Here is a 19,984-nt window from a genome sequence, read left to right as displayed (position 1 = left end):
GATATGGGTCGCATTGGTTACTTTTTTCTTTACGTTTGTCTAGCAGCTGTAGCGTTGTTCCAGATACTCCCAATAATATGGCTTTTCATTTTCTCACTAAAAGATAATAAAGAGATATTTGCTGGATCACCATTTGCTCTACCGTCGGAGTTTAGATGGGAAAACTACCAAAAGGTTTGGGATGGTGGAATAGGCATTTATTTCTTCAATAGTGTTTGGATTACTGGTCTAGCGATTATCCTGACAGTATTATTTGCGAGCATGGCAACTTTCGCAATTACAAGAATGAAATGGAAGTTAAGCGGTTTCGTATTGGGATTGTTTATGGTTGGACTAATGATTCCAATACACTCTGCATTGATACCACTTTTCAGTATGTTCTTAAGCGTAGACTTAATTGATAATCCTTTCGCTGTTGTCATTACATATACAGCTTATAATTTACCAATCACAATGATGATATTACTCGGCTTTTATTACACATTACCTCGTGAGATAGAAGAAGCCGCAATTATAGATGGATCTTCAGTTCATCGATTGTTTTTCCAAATTATTCTTCCAATGACTGTACCAGTAATGTCTACTACTGTGGTTATTAATATGATTTATAATTGGAATGAATTTGTATTTGTAAATACGTTTATAAGTTCAGAAAAATATAAAACATTAACAGTAGGTATTCAAAACTTTATTGGGCAATATATGACAGACTGGGGAGCAATCGGAGCAACGTTAATCATTAGTGTGTTACCAATTATTCTTGCATTCATCTTCTTTAGTAATAAAGTCGTTGAAGGGATTTCTGCTAGTGCAGTTAAAGGGTAATATGTGTATGGCACATAAAAAACTTCACACAACGGGGGATTGAGTTGCTCCGTTGTGTGAAGTTTTTTTCGTGAAAATAGTCGTTAATTCTCGATATTAACGGGATTGCCATTTTTCTTATTCGTTTTATTAAAAGCATGTAAACTGATCCACATTGTTATGTATGCGTATGAACTTCCACCAAATATGAATGCCAAGGCAGGAAAACCTTTCATAATAAAAAAGAGTGGTACAAGACAGAGTATTATCAATAAACTATTGAAGGGGTTTATTAACATAATAAAAAAGCTGTTTTTCATAACATATTGTACTTTTATATCGTAATGAACAAAGGCAGGAAAGATATAAAATAATAACATAATGAAAAGTAACATAAATGCAAATAAAGGTATATATGTCCATGTTAAATCCCCATTAGTATTACTTTGAATGTAAATAATATCAATCGTAATTAAGAAGATTATTATACTAATAAATATTCCCAAAAGATTGCTTTTTAAGAAGTCTCTCCGATAGTATTCCCAAAAGGCTTTTAAAATTGGCTTTTCTGTATTTCCTTTTAACCATTCTCTGGTTATTGCAAACATTGCTATAGTAGCTGGGAAAAAGCCGAAAATTATTCCGCCTGCTAATGAAAAAAGTATCCACAATAAATTTAAATAGGCAAACCTTGTTATCCATTCAAAAACGTTATAAATAAAGCCACTAGTAGGATTCATTGACAACCACCCTTATTTCCTGACTTATAGAATAAGCCAATCTCATTATTTAATAGAAAGAGGAATCATTAAAAGCATACACTACTCGTATAAAAAGTTCATCATTTCCAGTGATAAATGCAATCAGTTTTATAGTTGAAAACTTTGTTTAACTAATAGACAAACTAATGATTTGTGTTATAATTACAAATGTAAGCCTTTACATTCACTGTTGCTTTGTAACATAAAAAATCTAGGAGGTACAAACAATGACTTATTTCCTAAACATTGACAAGATTAAATTCGAGGGTTCATTATCAACAAATCCATATGCATTTAAATTTTATAATCCCGAGGAAAAAATCGGTGATAAAACAATGGAAGAAATATTACGCTACGGAGTCTCGTATTGGCATACATTTACGATGAATGGCTCAGATCCATTTGGCGGAGGCAACATGATTCGCTCGTGGGATAAGTTTAGTGGTATGGATTTAGCTAAAGCCCGCGTAGATGCTTCATTTGAATTTTACGATAAAATTGATGTACCATTTTTCTGTTTCCATGATATTGATATAGCACCAGAGGGTAGCAGTTTAAGAGAGTCTAATCAAAACTTAGATACAATTGTAAGTATGATCAAGGACTATATGAAAGATAGTAAAGCAAAATTACTTTGGAATACGGCGAATAACTTTACACACCCACGATTTGTTCATGGTGCTGCCACTTCAAGTAGTGCAGATGTATTTGCTTATTCTGCAGCTAAAGTGAAAAAGGGATTAGAAATCGGTAAGGAACTTGGTGCAGAAAACTACGTATTCTGGGGTGGCCGCGAAGGTTATGAAACACTTCTGAATACAAACATGAAGCTGGAGCTGGATAACTTAGCACGTTTCTATAATATGGCTATTGACTACGCCAAAGAAATTGGCTTTGATGCCCAATTTTTAATTGAACCTAAGCCAAAAGAGCCTTCAACACATCAATATGATTATGACGTAGCTACTGCACATGCATTCTTGCAAAGTTATGGTCTTGTAGATCATTTCAAGTTCAATATTGAAGCAAACCACGCGACATTAGCGGGACATACATTTGAACATGAACTTCACTATGCACGCATTAATAATATGCTGGGTTCAGTTGATGCAAACCAAGGGGATCCACTTATCGGATGGGATACAGATGAATTCCCTACGGATTTATGGTCAACAACACTTGCAATGTATGAAATTCTTAAAAATGGCGGACTTGGTAGGGGCGGCCTAAACTTCGATGCGAAAGTAAGAAGAGGTTCATTTGAGCCAGAAGATTTATTCCATGCACATATTGCTGGAATGGATGCTTTTGCAGTAGGTTTAAGGGTGGCACAAAATTTAATTGATGATAAGGTCTTGGAAAGTATAGTCGAAAATCGCTACCAGACTTACACAGAAGGTATTGGACTTGCTATTGTTGAAGGAAAAACAGACTTCCGTAAACTGGAAGAGTATGCTTATGGTTTATCAGATATAAAACAGACATCTGGTCGCTTAGAACAAATTAAAGCAACAATCAATCAATACTTATTGAAAGCTTTCGCTAACTAATTAAGTTTTGAATGGCAGGAGAGATGTAGCTATGAAGTATGTAATAGGTATAGATTTAGGAACAAGTGCTGTTAAAATTTTACTCGTCAATCAACATGGCGCTGTTGTTCAAGAGGTATCGAAATCTTACCCACTAATTCAAGAGAAAACGGGATATAGTGAGCAAAACCCTAAAGATTGGGTTGATCAGACTGTATCGGGTCTACTTGATCTTTTGAAGGATTTCGATGGGGATCCAGAAGATATTGAAGGCATTAGTTTTTCTGGGCAAATGCATGGACTTGTTTTGTTAGATGAAAATAATGAAGTATTACGTCATGCGATTCTCTGGAATGATACAAGGACAACAGCGGAGTGCAAGCGAATTTATGAAGTCGTTGGAGAAAAGCGTTTGTTATCTATTACAAAAAACCACGCATTAGAAGGATTCACTTTACCAAAAATAGTATGGGTTAAAGAACATGAGCCAGAGTTATTTAGTAAGGTTAAGACGTTTGTTCTTCCAAAAGATTACTTGCGTTACAAGCTTACAGGTAAATTACAAATGGAGTACTCTGATGCAGCTGGAACACTTCTATTGGATGTCAGTAAAAAAGAATGGAGTACAGAAATCTGTGAATTACTAGATATTGATACCAGTCTTTGTCCACCATTAGTTCACTCCTATCAGGAAGTAGGTAAGATAACATCTGAATTTGCAGAATCTACTGGTCTTGCCAACTCTACACGTGTATTTGCAGGTGGTGCTGATAATGCTTGTGGTGCTATTGGTTCAGGGATTTTAGAGGATGGAAAAACACTTTGTAGTATTGGGACATCTGGTGTTGTTTTGTCTTATGAAGCAAGTCCTGATAAAGATTTTCAAGGAAAGGTTCATTACTTTAATCATGGTGCTCCCGACGCGTTTTATACAATGGGTGTCACTCTTGCAGCGGGTTATAGCTTAACTTGGTTTAAAGACGTTTTTGCGGGGGACGAATCTTTCGATGATTTACTAGTCGATGTTGGGTCTGTCCCTGTTGGATCTAATGGACTGGTATTTACTCCTTATTTGGTGGGTGAAAGAACACCACATGCAGATGCTGCAATTCGTGCAAGCTTTATTGGAATGGACAGTTCTCATCACAGAAAAGATTTTGTTCGAGCAATTCTTGAAGGGATTACATTTTCGCTAAATGAAACTATTGATATTTTTCGTCAAAAGGGCAAACAAATCGATACGGTCATATCAATTGGCGGTGGTGCGAAAAATGAAGATTGGCTTCAGATGCAGGCTGATATTTTCGATGCTGATATTGTTAGACTTAAAAGCGAACAAGGACCAGGTATGGGGGCAGCCATGTTAGCAGCTTATGGATGTTCATGGTTTGATTCATTGAAGGATTGCGCGAATGAGTTCTTGAAGGAAGATAAACGATTTCATCCCAATAAAACTAATGTGGAAAAATATAAAAAGATGTTCGCTATTTATCAGGATATTTACGGTCAAACAAAAGATATTAATCGAAGGCTTTTAGAATTCCGTAGGTAGTCCTTTTAAATAAGAGTCTCAACTAGTTAGTTGGGACTCTTATTTATAGAAATACTAGTAACTATTCTGCATAACGGTGAAGAAGTTAATGACGAACATAACAGATAAGTGTGAAATTCTGACATAAAAGTCACTAATGAGATCTAACAAGAACAAGTGAATCCAAATAGGATAGAACTATTATATACAGTTTGAAGCATGTTCACCGAAGTTTTGCGGAAATGAAATGGATATGATTTGTTCGTAAAAGAGTGAATAATTAATATTATCGTGAGTGCCAAAACGGCTTTTATTCATTAGTATACGTATTAAAGCTTTTGTTCTTGTATTTCAAATCTGTTGTTATAGGCTTTGTTAAAAAATACTTGGATAAGTGGAGTGAGGACAAATGAATTATCGTCAAATTGGCAATACAGATTTAAAGGTAAGTGAGCTCAGCTTTGGTACTTGGGCAATTGGCGGAGCTTGGGGAAGAACGAATGATCTAGAAGCATTGAAAGCTTTAGACCACGCAATAGGAAAAGGTGTAAACTTTTTCGATACGGCAGATGTTTATGGAGATGGCCATAGTGAGGAACTATTAGCGAAAGCAACCAAAGGAAAACAATCTGAAATTCATATAGCAACTAAATTCTGTCGAGCAGGGGATGTACATGACCCTAAAACATACTCAATGGAAAGTGTTACAAAGTATTGTGAAGACAGCTTAAGACGACTTAATCGCGATCAACTTGATTTGTTTCAAATTCATTGTCCACCAATGGAGATTTTAAAGAATGGTCAAGTGTTTGAAGTACTTGATCGTTTGAAAGAACAGGGGAAAATTCGCTATTATGGTGTTAGTGTTGAAACTGTTGAAGAGGGTTTATTCTGCCTGGAGCAACCTAATGTTAGTGCATTGCAAGTCATATTTAACCTATTTCGTCAAAAGCCGTTAGAAGCACTATTTCCGCAAGTAAAGGAACAGGGGGTTGGTATTCTCGCGCGGGTTCCACTAGCAAGTGGGTTATTAACAGGGAAATTTAAAACCAATTCACAGTTTGAAATAGATGATCATCGTAATTTTAATCGAGATGGAGAAGCATTTAATATTGGAGAAACATTTGCAGGGGTAGAATTTGCAAAGGGTATAGAGTTAAGTGACAAACTTACTTGGATAGCTGAAAATAGAGGGAATATGACACGGGCAGCACTCAAGTGGATTTTAGAACACGATGCAATTTCTTGTGTAATACCTGGATTTAAAAGCGTTGCTCAAGTAGAAGATAACTTGCAAGCTGTAAACGTAGAAAGTTTTACGGAAAAGGAAATGACCAAATTGGCGGAATTTTACAAGGATGAAGTGCAACCGGAAATTAGAGGGGCGTATTGAGTTTGTAATGAGGCTGTAAAAGCGTCTATGCTTGTTTCAGCAGAAGCTTTTACTAATACATTGGTTATCACAAAAATGCCAAAGGGAAAATTCCTTAGGCATTTTTACATTACTTCGTTTTACTGGAACATCATCATATTTATGTTTATGTGTAGTTGCAAAAACGGAATCATCTAATTGCAAGGCGTATTTAAGTATTAATGTGGTACTATTAATTTTGACATAATAATCTAAAGTGAAAATGTTTTTTGAAAAAGGTAAAGAGGTGCTTTGATGATCAATCAATTACGTAAAATTTATTCTTCACTTCTTGTATATTCTGAGAGAAAGGATAACCTAGACCGTACATATAAGTGGTTTGTGACAGACGACAATGAAATAATTGGTATTAGTGAAGAAGAATTAACTTCCAAAGATGTATCTTTATTAACTACTTTCTTATTACCATATAATATAAACTTACCATTACCTACCGATGAAGAACAAAAGTGGAGAAATACAATTCATTCGACTGAAATAAATTCTAACTTTGAAATTAAAAATCCCTATCGCTTTATTTACTTTTCAATCAAAAAAAATCAAATTGACCCAATTATATTTAAAGATGCCATTCAAGAACTATTTGCAAATCCAGTTCCTATTCTATGGGAAAATGGACATGAAGGGATTATTATAGAAGAACAGACAGTCTATGAAGATAGCATCTCTTTTGAAGAGATTAAAGATATACTCATGAGCGATTTATACGTGAAAATCAACTTCTTTATAGGATCTTATAAAGACGGTTTGGAGGACATCGCTCAGTATTATCACTCATTAATAAATGCGGCTAAGAAAGTATTTATATATACGAATAAGACAGTAGTAACGTTTATTGATGCTGTGCCCTATCTACTTATCAATCAAACAGAATCAGATTTACGTTCCGATATTGGCAAAACTATTTTACAAGAATACATAAACGATGAAGAAACACTGAAAATGATTGAAACGTTTCTTCAATGTAATTTAAATATATCGGAGACTGCAAAAGTATTACATATGCACCGAAATAGCCTACAATATCGGTTGGATCGTTTTTTTGAAAAGACGGGGATTGATGTCCGACAATTTCATCATGCAATGACAGTTTACCTGGCACTTTTAGCCAGAAAGTAACTCCATTTGTTCGGAAACACCGTTCATAGTAAATATGCACGAATACTGTCCAGATCTTTGTGCATATTCACCATTACTCAAATAGTGTAAATATTGTATTCTATTAATAGTAGATGAAAGCACTTACATACACTGGAGGGAATAAAATGGCAGACTTGAAATTGGTAAATATAAGAAAAGTATATGATAAAGATGTTGTTTCCGTTAAAGATTTTAGTTTGGAAATTAGAGATAAAGAATTTTTAGTATTAGTTGGTCCATCAGGTTGTGGAAAATCAACAACACTTAGAATGATTGCTGGTTTGGAAGAAATATCAGGAGGCGATCTTTTCATCGGGGGTAAAAGAGTGAACGATGTCCCACCAAAAGATCGTGACATTGCTATGGTTTTCCAAAACTATGCATTATATCCACATATGGACGTTTACAATAATATGGCATTTGGTTTGAAGCTACGTAAATTTAAAAAAGATGAAATAAAAAAACGTGTTGATAATGCGGCTAAAATTTTGGGACTTGAGGACCTCTTAAATCGTAAACCAAAGGCACTTTCAGGTGGACAGCGTCAACGTGTTGCTTTAGGACGTGCTATTGTACGTGATGCCGAAGTATTCTTAATGGATGAGCCATTATCTAACTTAGATGCTAAGTTACGCGTACAAATGCGTGCGGAGATTCAAAAGTTGCACAGGCGCCTGCAAACAACAACTGTTTATGTAACCCATGACCAAACGGAAGCGATGACAATGGCCACGCGGCTCGTAGTAATGAAGGATGGATTTATTCAGCAAGTAGGAGCCCCTAAAGAAGTTTACGATGAACCTAACAATGTTTTTGTTGGTGGTTTTATTGGTTCTCCAGCAATGAACTTCTTAAACGGTAAACTAGAAGAGAATCATTTTGTCATGGGAGATGTAAAGGTTCTGGTACCCGAGGGTAAAATGAAATATCTTCGCGAGCAAAACTATATTGGTAAAGATATCATTCTAGGAGTTCGTCCAGAAGATATTCATGATGAACCGTTATTCCTTGATTTTTCTCCTGAAACAAAAATCAGGGCTTCGATTGAAGTTGCTGAATTAATGGGAGCCGAGATTATACTTTATTCTAAAGTAAATGACCAAGACTTTGTTGCACGTGTAGATGCGCGTTTCAATGTTGTGGCTGGAGAAACAATCGACTTAGCATTTGACCTTAATAAAGCACACTTTTTCGATAGCGAATCAGAATTACGAATTAAATAAGATTAAAAAGTAAAGCCACTAAGGGAATTAATTTTCCTTTAGTGGCTTTGTATTTGGATTCTTTGATGTTGAAAATGGTTGCCAAACACCACCTATATATCTATTTAACATCTTATCTACAAACACTACTTATTGTCGATCATAAAACTCATCTACCGGAACAAATAAACCGACTTTTCCATGTGTTTCATGATCTAACGTGGCGAAAACAATGCCAATCACCAGCCCCTTGCTATTAAATACGGGGCTACCGCTATTACCTCGATAAACCGGTGCCTTCATCATAACGACAGGTACATCCCAATCTGGTAGCTGGATATAATCAATTATCGTACCTTCATTTGCAATGCCCTTAAAACTTAAAGGATTACCAATAAAGTTTATGGCTTCATTAGCTGTAAAAGTCGTTTTTTCAGCGAGTTCTAAATGGGGTAGGTCTTGTCCATTGACTTTTAATACAGCAAGATCGACTGATGGATAGGTATATACAACTTCTGCCGTAAAACGTCCTTCTACTGGGAAAAAGACATTTACTGTGTCGGTTCCTTCGACAACATGATAGTTTGTTAGAATAGTTCCGTCACTCGAAATGGAGAAACCTGTGCCTTTGCTTTCAGCGGATTGAATAACAACAACAGATTTCTTATAGGTAGCAATGTTTTCTTGCTTCGATAATTTTGAGGAAGTTTGTAAGAATTCAATGGCTGGTATTGAATACACTTCAAAAATGATCGCAAATGTGTTGAAAACCATCACAATGGAGATAAGCCAAAATAGCCATTTTGGAAATGGGCGTTTCGTTTTGGGGTTTGTTTTTTCTTGCGCCTCTCTATAAAGGACCTCCTGTTGTGCTTCTAATACCAGTGCTTGTAGCTCTTCATCATCAATTTCCTCATTTGAATCAACGTCTTTTAAATCAGGCGGTTGTTTTTCATTCGAATTCATGCACGCACACCCTAACTATTAAATACATTTCGTTATAGTTCATTATAGCAAAGGAAAGAATACAACGTTTTTTCTTTTATTTGTTTGTCATCATTTATTAAGTCAGAACATATAATGAATGGTTCAATGACATTTAGATGGAAGAATGAATATTGTCCAAGCGTATTTTTCTTACACAATTATTTAGTAAAAGGGGAATGAGATATGAGCAGAGAAAAGCAGAGAATGTTGGTCCTTTCTATAGCATTAGCACTTGGGATTGGCGGAGTGATGCCATCTTATACTTTCGCAGCGGTGGAACAAGCTGGATCACACTTTCAAATTGGACAGATTGTCAAAGGGACAGTCGTTGAAAATTGGGGTAATGAAATAATCGTTAAAGGTGATAGCGGTGAACGCTACCATGTAGGATTGCATACTTTTACTGAGGAGAAAATCCAGGCGATGAATTTCTCAGTTGGAGCTTTGGTGCAAATCGAAGGAGAAGTCCTGGAAAGCATTGCGGATTTTTATAGCTTTGACTACTTTGTTAAAAATCTACCGCTCGGGGTGACAAAAGATGAAATTAAAAAGCTTGAACTTCTTTACAATGAGGTAATGACTTTAGAAAAGGATGAGTTATGGGAGGAGGCAGGAGAACTATGGGTGCAAATTAATCGAATAACCAATCCATATTATCTTGCAAATTGGGAGCCTGAAGCATTTGACGTCTATATAAGTATGTTTGAATATCCATTTACGTCTAATGACCTGCTGCAAATGGAAGAACTATATTATCAATGGGTTTCACTTGCAAAAAGTGGGGCGGAGATAGAATCTGGCGTTAAATTAGATCAGTTTTTTGAAATTGTCAATACTTATTATGTAGAGCCCACATTTGAAGAGTATATTATAGATTTAGGTATGACTATTTCCAAAACAGATTTTCCGGTGATAAAGAAATTATATGAGGATGCTCGCCAGGCTAGTAGTGATGGAGACGATCAACTGGCGATGGATAAATGGGAGGCATTTGACTCCGTGATGCGTCCGTATTATCGCGCTGCCAATCCAATGCCCTCATTTGATGAACAAATGGCTTATTATGATTTCGAAGTATCTAAGGAAGATCTTTCTAAACTACAAAAAGTTTATACTGGCATCATTGACTTGGAGCTTAATGGTAAATATGATGAAGTAGATAGTCAATGGGAGTCATTTTATAGCATTTTGGAGCCGTATTTCTCAATGAATGTAAATATCCCATTCCGTGCCACACAAGTCATAATCAACGGCGAGACTTTTCAAAGATAAAACGTATGTTGAAATGCCTATCGTTTCGGTAGGCATTTTTGTGTTGTCTTAAATATAACGTAAATATTTCTAAAGCATTGAAAATTAGTTTTAGGTAGACGTCTGCGTAAAGCTACTCAGTCAATACACCCTAATTTCACTACAGCTTCCAATTGCTAGCCTGAATAACTTATGACAAGTAAGAGCATATTGATAAGTAAATTGCATTTTCACCGCCGATAAATGCATTTAATAATTTACTCTTTAAATGCATTTATCATTGAAAGTAAATGAATATCTTCATTTTATGTAGAATTCATAGGAGGACCTCCATGAAAAGTATTGTCAGGGTAACCAAAGTAGAAATAACTAATTTGAAAAACGTTAAAAATGGTGAGTTTCACACAAATTCAACTTTCAATACATTGGAGAAAGCTGATGTCATAGGGTTTTATGGTCAAAATGGTTCTGGGAAAACTGCGGCAGTGGAAGCGTTCAATCTGTTAAAGACTTTATTATCAGCCAATTATAATGCTCCACTTCCCAAGCTCACATCAAATTTGCTATATTTTAATGAAAAGACTATTCGTTTATTGTTTCAATTTATTATTGAAAATCAATTCGGTGAATTCTACGTTAACTATTCAGTCTCTTTGACGGCGGGAAAAGGAAGGTATCAAGTTGTCGAAGAACAAGTAGTATATCGAGAAAATAAGGAAAATGAGCCATTCAAAGTTCTAATTTCGAAAACTGTTAAAGGATTAACGATAGGAGCTAATGAATCACATGAAATGAATGAATCTGCAAGGGTCTCAGTCATAGTAGCCAATAGAATGGCCACTAGTAACTCAACTTCTTTTGTATTTCGAGAAGAGTTAAAGGAAGTATATGAAGAGCATTTAGAAGAAACTGAAATTGAAATCATGAAAAGTCTTTCAGATGACCTTAATCGTGATTTACACATCATTGATACGATTCAATATGGTTTATTAGTTGCCAATCTTGTTATGCCTTTTAGTGTTCATTTGGAAAGAAAGCGTGGACATATACCCTATGAGATGGCGGACACAATGGTGTTACCACTGGACTTATTTAAAACGATTGACCAAGTGGTTAGTCAGACGAATATTGTCTTGCAGACCATTATCCCAGGCCTTCTAATAAAGATAAGGCAGATCAATAAGCAGAAGTTGAGTGATGGCAGTGAAGGGGTTCGCTTTGAGTTTTTATCAAAACAAGGGGAGATTGAACTTCCTTTACGAAGTGAATCGGAAGGTACATTGAAAATTATTTCTATCTTAAGTACTCTTATTGCAGTTTATAATAATCCGAACGCTTGTGTTGTAATTGATGAGCTCGATGCAGGGATTTTTGAATACTTACTTGGCGAAATATTAGAAGTTCTGAACGAAAATGCACAAGGTCAACTTTTTTTCACTTCTCATAATTTAAGAATATTAGAAGTGCTTCCAATTCGAAACTTATGGTTTACGACTCTTAACGAAGAGGATAGATACCAACAATTAAAAGGGGTTGAAAGGCTAAGCAATGCACGGGATATCTATCTACGTGCAGTGCAACTGGGCGGTCAAGAAGAAGAAGTCTATGCAGAAACGAATTTATATGATATTAAAACGGCATTCCGAAAAGCTGGGATTATACATGACAAATACTAAAAAGAAGGTCGTGTTATTACTTGTCGAGGGAAGCTGCGAAGAGGTATTGCTATACAATCGGTTACGCAGTCTTTTCGAGCAGCATAATATACGTTTCCATATTCAGCACGGCGATATTTTATATGACTTGGACAGGCCGGAAGAACCTATCAAGTCTGTGATTGGAAATGCAGTAAATGAATTTATGATAAAAAGTAAATTTCGTCCTGAAGATGTATTCTGTGTATTGCATATTATTGATATGGATGGCTGTTTCATCCCTGAAGATGCGATTGTTATTGATGACACCCAAAAAGAATTAACGCTTTACCACGAAGATCGAATAACTGTTCCGCATGAAAAACAAAAGCAACAAATAGCAGCTAGAAATATGGATAGAAGTACAAATATCAATATAATGAAGGCATTGGATAAGATAATTGCTGGTGAAATCGACTACCGTATGTATTACTTTTCAAGAAATTTGGAACATGTTCTATTCAAAGAACCCAATCCAGAAAAGGTTAGGAAATTTCCAGAAGTAGAACGGTTTATTGAGCAGTTGGAGATACCAATTGAAGACTTTTTACAGGGATCTATGCCATTGGTAAATGGTGCAGATTCTTATAAGGAAAGCTGGGAAAAGATTTCTGAAAGGACGGCTTCATTGCAAAAATATAGTAATGTGCCTTTGTTATTCGAATTTGTTAAATTACGGTCTGGCTTTCAGAGTCCCTAAAATAGCATATAGTCAGGTGTTAGTGTTCAGTTATAAGACAAAGAAAAAACCACTTTATTTCAAAAGTGGTTTCTTTTCTATGGCTTTCTATTTGATGTATTGACCTGCAACCTTACATGGAACGAATTAAAATATCTCTGACACTTTCTCGATCTAATTCTTTGTAAAGGCCAACCCCAGGTTTGATAAAAGTTTTATCGATAATTAATTCAATATCTTTGTCGTCAATCCCATAGTCGCTCAAACGATTGGGAGCATCGAGAGAATCCCAGAATGTACGAAGCGCTTTCGCTCCTTCTTTTGCGACTTCAATATCACTCTTGCCTTTATCAGAAATACCAAAAACGTTCATTGCCAACATTTTTACTCGGGATGGATCATCTTCAAGTACATGCTCTAACCAGTTTGGGAACAATATGGCCAGTCCTCCACCGTGTGGTATGTCATAAACAGCCGAAAGTGCATGTTCTATTCGATGAGACCCCCAGTCACCGCCATCTGTTCCATTCGACAATGTTTCATTAAATGCAGTTGTACTAATATACATCATCGTCTCACGATGTTCATAAGAAGTTAAGTCTTCAAGTAATTTTGGTGCAGTTTGAATCGCTGTTCGGAGTAGTGATTCAATGAATCCATCGATCATAGGCGTGTTTCTTGTACGATGGAAATAACTTTCAAGAGCATGAGACATACTATCGACAATTCCATATACTGTTTGTTTACGGGACACCGAGTACGTATAAGTCGGATCCAGGATTGAAAACTGCGGGAATACATGTGGCGAACCCCAACCAAGTTTATCCTTTGTGTCCCAGTTTGAAATAACAGATATCGGATTCATTTCAGAGCCAGTTGCCGCTAATGTAAGGACAGTTCCGATTGGGAGAGCTGATTTTATCGGAGCTTTTCGGGTAATTAAATCCCAAACATCTCCATCATACTTAGCTCCAACAGCAATAGCTTTCGTACAATCAATTGCACTTCCGCCACCGACGGCTAAAAGAATATCGATTTCCTCTGATTTGCAAATTTCAACGCCTCTATGCACCGTTGTTAAACGTGGATTTTGTTCCACACCAGGTAATTCAAATACCGTAGCTTCTGCTTTAGTGAGTTCTTTCATCACATCTTCATAGACACCATTTTGCTTAATACTGCCTCCACCATAAACTAGAAGGACTTTCTTATGAGCAACTTCTGTTGATAATTGACTAATTTGCCCCCTACCAAAATATAACTTCGTCGGGTTGTGTTGTGTAAATATATTCATCATTATTGCACCTCTTCTTAATAAAATCTTTCATCTCGCTGCAAAGGGGGATATGAGCCCCATTTAAAAAATTACAGTACGAACATTCTAGGTGGGATAACAGCTGAGAAAAGCCCTATTCGTTCAATTAATACTTTATCACGACTAGTGTTCAATCGTCGCAGATGCTGATCTAGGGTAAGGTATGTATCACTATATCTCCTATATATGTTAAGATAATGATGTCTGAAATATTGGACAATAATTTTCGGCTTGGCGACTAAAAAGATCCATCGAGCCTAAGTTCTTATTTTCTATCATAATTGAAGAGAAGAAAATGGTAACGATGTCCAATTCATTATCGAATTGCTTCATTAGATAGTTAGTGTAGCAGGGAATTAACCACCAAGCAAAGTGTATCAGTAGAGATTCAATCTCATTCAAGCTGATATACCGATTCAATTTCCTAGTTAGTTTCGGCAGTTGTCATTTAAATAATACTTTCGGGAGTGAACTACTTTTGGAGAATAATACGATATTTTTAATTGATCAAAAGGAGGGGTTAAGTCTAGAGTTCAGTAAACTGGTTTCTATGATGGATTATACTAGAGTTACAACGATTCGTGAAATCGAAAGTTTAACAGTTGAAGAATTGGATTTTCTTTATGGAGAAGAATCGAATTCAATCGGAATGTTGCTTGCTCATATGATATCGGTTGAAAAGGCATACCAAATCTTCACGTTCGAAAATCGAGATATTACAGATGATGATAGTAGTACGCTAAATCCAGGATTAGATTTAGGGAATAGTGCGCGAGATCAAATTAAAGGAAATAGCATTGATTTCTATTTGGAACAATTAGCTGAAACAAGGAACAAAACAATTGAAACGTTTAAAACATTGAAAGATGAATGGTTATTTGAACAAATGTCATTTTGGGATGGACTACCCACGAACAATTATTTTAAATGGTTTCATGTGTTTGAAGACGAACTAAATCATCGAGGTCAGATTCGAATTATAAAAAAGATGATAAATAAACCTAAAGGGCGATAAAGTGAAATAGGTGTCAAGTGACAGAATCTAACGCAAACAAGATTGTTGCAAATACTAGTTTAAAAGAGAGTAGAGAAGGGTTTCATTCGAAAAAAATGCAAATTGCAACTAAATATGTTGAATTAAAGAATCCCATTGAATTTACTGTGGCGCTCAATAATGAGAGAGGTGTGATTCTGGGTATGTAGAACGCTTGACGCCTCGCATCTAGTCTCACGGCTTCGGCTACCCCTTTGCCGCGCCTACGCTAGCGTTGTTCATTGTTGAAGAGAGTTATGATTCGGAGTGTATATGCCGATGTTATAATGTGATTATTTTTTGATGGTGATTTAATTCAAGAAAGACGCACTAGAGATTGCAGGTCTAATTCCGGTAACGAAATGCTCTTTCTCACATAGTCCATCCAGCGAAGGTGCGTCTTCGTGGTAGCCGGAGCGATGAGACTGAAAGGGGTCTTCTTTCTGGCTTATCGCGGGAGGCATCCACAAAGCGTCGAAGCGGAAATACGATAGGCGACCAGCTTTTTAGATGAATTGAGGAATATGTACAGTGGAGTTGAAACCCAATACATTATGATGAAAAACGGTTCAAGGGTATTACTCCTTGAACCGTTTTTATGTCCATATTAATCATTGTATCTTATTAGAAGTTTTTAGTATTTGTTGAAGTGCCTCCCCGATTGTACCAAATGTAAACTGAAAACCTTCCTTTTCTAATCGATCAGGAACAATCCAACGGCTTTTTAAAATCAATTCCGTTTCAGTGTTCATAAAGATGGCTCCCATTTCGAGCATCCATTTTGGCGAGGGTAATCCGATCTTTCGGTTCATCGTTTTTCGCAGTTGTGTCATGAATACTCGATTCGTGATCGGCTGGGGGGCTGAACAATTGAATATGCCATTCAATTGTTCGTTGCTTTGAAGAAATAAGATGACTCGAAACACATCTTCTATATGAATCCAACTAAACATTTGATTACCTGTTCCTTGTACTCCGCCGAGCCCAAAGCGCACGAGGTTGAGGTAGGGCTCCATCACTCCACCATCCTCACCGAGGACAATAGCAATTCTTAAAGCGACTTTCCTTGTTTGGGGTAGCTGAAAATCAAATAGGGATTTCTCCCAAGCTTGTGCTACTTCTACGGAGAATCCGGTTCCAATATCGCCACTAGCCTCCGTCATAGGTCGATCCTCCGCATGTCGATAAATCGTAGCCGAGCTTGAATTGATCCATAATGGCGGTGGGTTTTTACAGGCTAGCAGAGCACTTCCAAGTATTTCTGTGGTCCCAGTTCTGGAGTCTAGGATTTCTTTTTTATTCTTCTCATTATAACGGCAGTTGACGGACTTCCCAGCAAGATTGATGAGCATCTCGGCACCTTCTAAGGCATCTACAATGCCTACGCTATCCGTCCAAAAAAGATGATGGGGTTGTCTTGAAATGATAATTACTTCATAGCCTTTATTCGTAAACTTCTCTTCAAAGTATTGACCTATAAAACCCGTTCCACCAGCTATGACTATTTTCTTTTTCATATCATCCACTCGTTTCTTGTAGTTCTTCCTAATTGGACGATGCTTTGCTCAGTTATGTTGCAAAGTTAGATTTTGACTTAGAGAACCAAGCTCCCTTGTTGTTAGCATGAATTAAGCGACGAAAAATAATGAAACCAATGTTCTTATTGTGATACAATACATGCAAAGCATTTGCATAAGCAGGGGGAGTATGGCGTGTATCTTACCAATATCTGAATCAATATATTAAGGATTTCACTAGCTATATAGAAATCTATTTTCCCAGCTTAATTAGGAGGTAAATAGAATGATTTATGTAAAAGGAATTGTATCTTTTCTGTCCAACAGTAAATTACCAAAAACAAAAACATATATGAAAAACAAATTTGTAAGTATGAAAATTATTGAAATAACCGAGCGGTATTCAACTACTGAGGAAGAACAATCTGTAGTGATCACATGTAGTTTTACTGTTTCTATGGACGAAGACTATGTATGCAAATCACTTGAGGATTACAACGGAAAAGTTAAACCTTTTTTACAGACACATATAAAAAGTTTAATTTATAGAGTAGAAATTCATCACTTAAATTATTTAAGGAACAGTGAAATGAAATCAACTGCTCGTATATCTTCATATTAATTAATCAAAAATTTCTTCTGATGTGTAAGCAATACTAATCGTTTAGTCCTATGACCGTTTAAATGTGTGAGATATGTATAATGAGCTCTGAAATAATCTGTGTAAATAAGGGAGGCAAAACGATGGTCCAAGCATTCGATACAGCAGAAAGTTACCAATGTCCTATTTGTAAAGGCAATAATAATTGCTGTAATTCCACAGAAAAATCTCTAGGTATATGTTGGTGTAGTGGAGAGTTCTTTCCGAAAGCAATTTTCGACCTAGTACCTTACGATCAATTGAGAAAATCATGCATATGTAAAAAATGTCTAGACGAGTTCGTAGGGTGATAGAAGAGAGGGGGAATAAAATATGTACGAACAAAAAATGAAGGCAACAGACAATGATGTTATTGAATTTATTGAGAATGTAGAAAATCCGAAAAAACGTGCAGATGCTTACACGCTACTCGATATATTTAAAGAGACGACTGGCTTTGAAGCAAAAATGTGGGGACCAAGCATTATTGGTTTTGGATCGTATCATTATGTATACAAAACAGGCCACGAAGGTGACGCACCTTTGGCAGGTTTCTCTCCGCGAAAAGCAAAAACTAGTTTGTATTTTGCACCCGGAGATAGCGAACGTGATGCATTGTTGGCGACATTTGGAAAACACACTTCTGGCAAAGCATGTGTGTACATTAATAAAGTCGATGATATCGATACGAACGTATTAAAAGAGTTAATTACTCAATCGGTTACGTTTTTGCAAACACAATATCCGGAGAATTAATTACGATTTATCAGCAGATAGATATGCGTTGACCATTAACTGGATCGGGAACTATTAATTCTGACAATAAAGAAGAGCTATGCGTATACTTAGTTCCATCAAGCACACACATGGCAACAATAGAAGTGACAAAATAGCGTTTACATTCAATTGCTTAACGAATGTAAACGCTTTATTATTGGTAGTAATCAAACAGTTGTCGCTTTATAAAAAAGGAAGGGAGTGTATGTTTATGGAAAATGAACAGCAAACAAATTCAGGATTCAAAATGAAAGTCCAACGTTTTGGAAGTTTTTTAAGTGGGATGATCATGCCGAATATCGGTGCATTTATTGCTTGGGGGATTATTACAGCATTATTTATTCCAACGGGTTGGATTCCGAACGCAAGCTTTAGTGAACTGGTAGATCCTATGATTTATTACTTATTACCAATTTTAATCGGTTTTACAGGTGGCCGTCTTGTCCATGATATTCGTGGGGGAGTCGTTGGGGCAATTGTCACAATGGGGGTTATTGTTGGAGCGCCAGATGCTCCAATGTTCCTCGGTGCAATGATTGTAGGACCTTTAGGTGGATGGTCCATTAAACAATTTGATAAATTAGTTGAAGGAAAAATAAAATCAGGTTTTGAAATGCTTGTCAATAACTTTTCATCAGGCATTATTGGCTTCATTTTAGCTTTAGTTGCTTTTAAAGGAATTGGCCCAGTTGTAGAGGCGTTGAATAAAGCTCTTGGAGCAGGTGTGCAAGCGATTGTCGATGCGAATTTATTGCCAATTGCTAGCATATTGATAGAGCCAGCAAAAGTGTTGTTTTTAAATAATGCTATTAACCATGGTGTGTTAAGTCCGATTGGGCTTGAGCAAGCTACACAAACAGGTAAATCGATTCTCTTTCTATTAGAGGCCAATCCAGGACCCGGTCTCGGGATATTACTTGCGTATATGATTTTTGGTAAAGGGATGGCGAAGCAAACGGCATCGGGGGCAGGGATCATTCATTTCCTCGGGGGGATTCATGAAATTTATTTCCCGTACATTTTAATGAGACCATTGCTATTGGTTGCTGCCATTGCAGGAGGCGCTACGGGCGTATTTACATTTCAATTATTGGGAGGCGGCTTGGTTGCCACGGCATCGCCAGGTAGTATTTTTGCCATCCTTGCCATGACGCCAAAAGGTGGCTTTGTAGCTGTTATCGCGGGCGTGCTCTTTGCAACAGTTGTGTCATTCATTGTAGCATCGATTATCTTAAAAACAGGCAAGGAAACTGAAGAGGATGACTTGTTAAAAGCTACGGAAAAAACGTCTGCGTTAAAAGGTAAAGAGAGCCGTGCAGCAGACTTTATGCAACAATCGATTGCTGAAGAAGCTGTTCAAGAAGTGTCTTTTACAAATGTCGAAAGTATTATTTTTGCATGTGATGCAGGCATGGGTTCCAGCGCAATGGGTGCCTCAATTTTGAGGAATAAAGTGAAAAAAGCTGATATTGATGTTGCGGTTTCGAATATGGCTATCAGTAACTTACCGCCTGATGCGGAAGTAGTAATCACTCATAAAGATTTAACTGAACGTGCGAAAGCAAAATCACCAAACGCATATCATATTTCTGTCGAAAACTTTTTAAATAGTCCGAGATACGATGAACTTCTTGAAAAACTGAAAAAGTAATGAGTGTACACTTAAACTCAGCCTAATTCGAAAGAAATTAG

General features: G+C 36.5%; 18 protein-coding genes. 14 read left to right on the top strand and 4 right to left on the bottom strand.

Annotation, left to right across the window (positions count from 1 at the left end; genetic code table 11):
• The first annotated feature begins 3 nt into the window (after positions 1–3).
• On the top strand, positions 4–825 hold the full coding sequence (locus MKZ26_RS04220) for a carbohydrate ABC transporter permease (RefSeq protein ID WP_340742027.1): 822 nt from the start codon (positions 4–6) through the stop codon (positions 823–825).
• Between the two features lie 83 nt (positions 826–908).
• Here the strand turns inward: MKZ26_RS04220 and MKZ26_RS04215 are convergent, their stop codons facing one another.
• Positions 909–1,544, bottom strand: coding sequence for a YesL family protein (locus tag MKZ26_RS04215; RefSeq protein ID WP_187047658.1), 636 nt, complete (start codon positions 1,542–1,544; stop codon positions 909–911).
• A 248-nt stretch (positions 1,545–1,792) separates the two neighbouring features.
• Here MKZ26_RS04215 and xylA point away from each other — a divergent pair, with 248 nt between their 5' ends.
• The 5 genes from xylA to MKZ26_RS04190 all read left to right on the top strand — a co-directional run bounded on the left by xylA (position 1,793) and on the right by MKZ26_RS04190 (position 8,420).
• Positions 1,793–3,115 (top strand): xylose isomerase, encoded by a 1,323-nt coding sequence (gene xylA / locus MKZ26_RS04210; RefSeq protein ID WP_067208782.1) that lies wholly within the window; start codon positions 1,793–1,795, stop codon positions 3,113–3,115.
• A 31-nt stretch (positions 3,116–3,146) separates the two neighbouring features.
• Complete coding sequence (gene xylB, locus MKZ26_RS04205) at positions 3,147–4,646, top strand: xylulokinase (RefSeq protein ID WP_340742029.1); 1,500 nt, start codon at positions 3,147–3,149, stop codon at positions 4,644–4,646.
• 388 nt (positions 4,647–5,034) lie between these two features.
• Positions 5,035–6,018, top strand: coding sequence for an aldo/keto reductase (locus MKZ26_RS04200; protein WP_340742030.1), 984 nt, complete (start codon positions 5,035–5,037; stop codon positions 6,016–6,018).
• 273 nt (positions 6,019–6,291) lie between these two features.
• The gene (locus MKZ26_RS04195) at positions 6,292–7,176 is read left to right on the top strand and encodes a PucR family transcriptional regulator (RefSeq protein ID WP_340742031.1); all 885 of its coding nucleotides are present in this window, start codon (positions 6,292–6,294) and stop codon (positions 7,174–7,176) included.
• A 146-nt stretch (positions 7,177–7,322) separates the two neighbouring features.
• Entirely contained in the window at positions 7,323–8,420 is a 1,098-nt protein-coding gene (locus MKZ26_RS04190; RefSeq protein WP_067208792.1) for an ABC transporter ATP-binding protein, read from the top strand.
• Between the two features lie 129 nt (positions 8,421–8,549).
• Here the strand turns inward: MKZ26_RS04190 and MKZ26_RS04185 are convergent, their stop codons facing one another.
• Positions 8,550–9,365, bottom strand: a complete 816-nt coding sequence (locus tag MKZ26_RS04185; RefSeq protein WP_340764601.1) for a S1C family serine protease — start codon at positions 9,363–9,365, stop codon at positions 8,550–8,552.
• A 204-nt stretch (positions 9,366–9,569) separates the two neighbouring features.
• Here MKZ26_RS04185 and MKZ26_RS04180 point away from each other — a divergent pair, with 204 nt between their 5' ends.
• The 3 genes from MKZ26_RS04180 (at position 9,570) to MKZ26_RS04170 (ending at position 13,031) form a co-directional block, all read left to right on the top strand.
• Positions 9,570–10,658, top strand: a complete 1,089-nt coding sequence (locus MKZ26_RS04180; protein WP_340764600.1) for a hypothetical protein — start codon at positions 9,570–9,572, stop codon at positions 10,656–10,658.
• 311 nt (positions 10,659–10,969) lie between these two features.
• The gene (locus MKZ26_RS04175; protein ID WP_340764599.1) at positions 10,970–12,313 is read left to right on the top strand and encodes an AAA family ATPase; all 1,344 of its coding nucleotides are present in this window, start codon (positions 10,970–10,972) and stop codon (positions 12,311–12,313) included.
• Positions 12,300–13,031 (top strand): hypothetical protein, encoded by a 732-nt coding sequence (locus MKZ26_RS04170; protein ID WP_340764598.1) that lies wholly within the window; start codon positions 12,300–12,302, stop codon positions 13,029–13,031. The genes MKZ26_RS04175 and MKZ26_RS04170 overlap by 14 nt, the downstream gene beginning before the upstream one ends.
• A gap of 112 nt (positions 13,032–13,143) precedes the next feature.
• Here MKZ26_RS04170 and MKZ26_RS04165 read toward each other — a convergent pair whose 3' ends face one another.
• Positions 13,144–14,304: an iron-containing alcohol dehydrogenase gene (locus tag MKZ26_RS04165; protein ID WP_340767604.1), complete on the bottom strand. Its 1,161-nt coding sequence runs from the start codon at positions 14,302–14,304 to the stop codon at positions 13,144–13,146.
• Between the two features lie 571 nt (positions 14,305–14,875).
• On the opposite strand from MKZ26_RS04165, the gene MKZ26_RS04160 reads away from it, so the two are divergent.
• Positions 14,876–15,340, top strand: a complete 465-nt coding sequence (locus MKZ26_RS04160; RefSeq protein WP_067213926.1) for a DinB family protein — start codon at positions 14,876–14,878, stop codon at positions 15,338–15,340.
• A gap of 629 nt (positions 15,341–15,969) precedes the next feature.
• On the opposite strand, the gene MKZ26_RS04155 is transcribed toward MKZ26_RS04160, so the two are convergent.
• Entirely contained in the window at positions 15,970–16,875 is a 906-nt protein-coding gene (locus MKZ26_RS04155) for a TIGR01777 family oxidoreductase (RefSeq protein WP_340764596.1), read from the bottom strand.
• A gap of 286 nt (positions 16,876–17,161) precedes the next feature.
• Here MKZ26_RS04155 and MKZ26_RS04150 point away from each other — a divergent pair, with 286 nt between their 5' ends.
• From MKZ26_RS04150 to MKZ26_RS04135, 4 genes are all read left to right on the top strand, one after another.
• Positions 17,162–17,497 (top strand): hypothetical protein, encoded by a 336-nt coding sequence (locus MKZ26_RS04150; RefSeq protein WP_340764595.1) that lies wholly within the window; start codon positions 17,162–17,164, stop codon positions 17,495–17,497.
• 62 nt (positions 17,498–17,559) lie between these two features.
• Positions 17,560–17,826, top strand: a complete 267-nt coding sequence (locus tag MKZ26_RS04145) for a cysteine-rich CWC family protein (protein WP_340764594.1) — start codon at positions 17,560–17,562, stop codon at positions 17,824–17,826.
• 22 nt (positions 17,827–17,848) lie between these two features.
• The gene (locus MKZ26_RS04140) at positions 17,849–18,271 is read left to right on the top strand and encodes a DUF1801 domain-containing protein (protein WP_187047668.1); all 423 of its coding nucleotides are present in this window, start codon (positions 17,849–17,851) and stop codon (positions 18,269–18,271) included.
• A gap of 232 nt (positions 18,272–18,503) precedes the next feature.
• Positions 18,504–19,943, top strand: a complete 1,440-nt coding sequence (locus tag MKZ26_RS04135) for a PTS mannitol transporter subunit IICB (protein WP_340764592.1) — start codon at positions 18,504–18,506, stop codon at positions 19,941–19,943.
• The last annotated feature ends 41 nt before the right edge of the window (positions 19,944–19,984 follow it).

Origin of the sequence: Sporosarcina sp. FSL K6-6792 (assembly GCF_038004885.1) — a bacterium.
GTDB lineage: Bacteria > Bacillota > Bacilli > Bacillales_A > Planococcaceae > Sporosarcina > Sporosarcina psychrophila.
The sequence above is the reverse complement of the archived record's forward strand: the minus strand, read 5'-3'. Positions and strand labels throughout refer to the sequence as shown.

Bases quoted from the DNA above. Each gene is read 5' to 3' on its own strand.
- MKZ26_RS04180 (WP_340764600.1), top strand. From the start codon at position 9,570: ATGAGCAGAGAAAAGCAGAGAATGTTGGTCCTTTCTATAGCATTAGCA.
- MKZ26_RS04170 (WP_340764598.1), top strand. From the start codon at position 12,300: ATGACAAATACTAAAAAGAAGGTCGTGTTATTACTTGTCGAGGGAAGC.
- MKZ26_RS04190 (WP_067208792.1), top strand. From the start codon at position 7,323: ATGGCAGACTTGAAATTGGTAAATATAAGAAAAGTATATGATAAAGAT.
- MKZ26_RS04165 (WP_340767604.1), bottom strand. From the start codon at position 14,304: ATGAATATATTTACACAACACAACCCGACGAAGTTATATTTTGGTAGG.
- MKZ26_RS04145 (WP_340764594.1), top strand. From the start codon at position 17,560: ATGTGTGAGATATGTATAATGAGCTCTGAAATAATCTGTGTAAATAAG.
- xylA (WP_067208782.1), top strand. From the start codon at position 1,793: ATGACTTATTTCCTAAACATTGACAAGATTAAATTCGAGGGTTCATTA.
- MKZ26_RS04135 (WP_340764592.1), top strand. From the start codon at position 18,504: ATGGAAAATGAACAGCAAACAAATTCAGGATTCAAAATGAAAGTCCAA.
- MKZ26_RS04155 (WP_340764596.1), bottom strand. From the start codon at position 16,875: ATGAAAAAGAAAATAGTCATAGCTGGTGGAACGGGTTTTATAGGTCAA.
- MKZ26_RS04215 (WP_187047658.1), bottom strand. From the start codon at position 1,544: ATGAATCCTACTAGTGGCTTTATTTATAACGTTTTTGAATGGATAACA.
- xylB (WP_340742029.1), top strand. From the start codon at position 3,147: ATGAAGTATGTAATAGGTATAGATTTAGGAACAAGTGCTGTTAAAATT.
- MKZ26_RS04160 (WP_067213926.1), top strand. From the start codon at position 14,876: ATGATGGATTATACTAGAGTTACAACGATTCGTGAAATCGAAAGTTTA.
- MKZ26_RS04200 (WP_340742030.1), top strand. From the start codon at position 5,035: ATGAATTATCGTCAAATTGGCAATACAGATTTAAAGGTAAGTGAGCTC.
- MKZ26_RS04150 (WP_340764595.1), top strand. From the start codon at position 17,162: ATGATTTATGTAAAAGGAATTGTATCTTTTCTGTCCAACAGTAAATTA.
- MKZ26_RS04140 (WP_187047668.1), top strand. From the start codon at position 17,849: ATGTACGAACAAAAAATGAAGGCAACAGACAATGATGTTATTGAATTT.
- MKZ26_RS04175 (WP_340764599.1), top strand. From the start codon at position 10,970: ATGAAAAGTATTGTCAGGGTAACCAAAGTAGAAATAACTAATTTGAAA.
- MKZ26_RS04195 (WP_340742031.1), top strand. From the start codon at position 6,292: ATGATCAATCAATTACGTAAAATTTATTCTTCACTTCTTGTATATTCT.
- MKZ26_RS04220 (WP_340742027.1), top strand. From the start codon at position 4: ATGGGTCGCATTGGTTACTTTTTTCTTTACGTTTGTCTAGCAGCTGTA.
- MKZ26_RS04185 (WP_340764601.1), bottom strand. From the start codon at position 9,365: ATGAATTCGAATGAAAAACAACCGCCTGATTTAAAAGACGTTGATTCA.